This is a genomic window from Neisseria weixii, from assembly GCF_042658245.1.
Lineage (GTDB): Bacteria > Pseudomonadota > Gammaproteobacteria > Burkholderiales > Neisseriaceae > Neisseria > Neisseria weixii.
The window spans coordinates 1-1220 of the sequence record NZ_JBHSPY010000072.1 but is presented as its reverse complement, the minus strand read 5'-3'; the positions used below and the strand labels follow the sequence as shown (position 1 = coordinate 1220).

Here is a 1220-nt window from a genome sequence, read left to right as displayed (position 1 = left end):
AAGGCCGCCAAACTCTGGACTTGGACGAATCGGTTTACAGCAAATCGCGCAGCATCGCTTCTAAAAAAACTTCACTCGACCAATACCGCCGCCGGCACGATGAAGCGGCGGGCAGCACTATTGAAGGCAATGAGGTCGTTATTCGCGCCGGGCAGGATTTGAATATGCGCGGCAGCAACGCGGTTTCAGACGGCCTCACGGTGTTGGCGGCGGGAAATGATGTGAACATTACCGCAGCTGAAAACACTTATGCCGACCATGAGTTCCACGAGCGCAAACGATCGGGTTTGAGCGGCGGCTTTAAAGACGGTGTGCTCAGCGTCGGTGTGGGTAAATCATCGCAGAAACTCAATCAAGATGATGCTTCCACCAGCCTCACCGTTTCCCAAGTCGGTAGTATCACGGGAGACACCGCCATTATTGCGGGCAACAATCTGACCACCGAAGCTGCTGTCTTGGCTACCGGCGGCGATATGACCCCACAAGGCCGCAATGTGTCGCTCAATGCCGCGCACACCGCATCGCAAAGCGACAGCCGTATGGAAGCCAAGCAGTCAGGCGTATCGGCCAGTATTACCGTGAATCCGTTTGAAGCAGCCAAAGCCAGCTACGACCGCAATATGCAGGGCAGCGGTTACAGCGGTTCTGTTGTCGGTAAAACCATACAGGGCGGTGATGCCATCGGTAAAGCCATTTATGCCGCAACGACGCCCGTAGTCTTCACAGCTGGCCGCCAAAAATCCAGCGAAAGCCGCCATAGCGAAGGCACTCAGGCAGTCGTGACCTCGGTATCCGCACAAGGCGATTTGAACATCATTGCCACCGACGGCAATATCAAGAGCGAAGGCGCGAAACTCGCCGCCGAAGGCAATGCCCTGCTTTCTGCTACGGAAAGCATCGAATTGGGCTTTGCCCGAGATACGGCCGCCCAAAGCGGCGAGCGTAAACGCAGCGGCTTCAGCATTGATAACCGCGAAGTGATTCCGTTTGGCACCTTCAACGACCGCAGCGAAGCGCAAGGCAGCCTCGACAAAGCCACCGGCACGCAATTGTCTGCCGGCGGCGCAGCCGTATTGCAGGCGAAAAAAGCCGATATCGGCATCTTGGGCAGCAGTATTGCCGCCCAAGACGACGTTACCCTGATTGCAGGCCGCGACATCAACATCCGCTCCACCCAAAACAGCCAAAACCAATCCGAACGCCAAACCACCAGCGGCATC

1 protein-coding gene is annotated in these 1220 nt (G+C 56.6%); it reads left to right on the top strand.

Annotated features, from left to right (window positions below; translation table 11 throughout):
* A partial coding sequence (locus tag ACFPVS_RS13640; RefSeq protein ID WP_378595862.1) for a hemagglutinin repeat-containing protein occupies nucleotides 1–1220 on the top strand: 1220 nt, incomplete at both ends.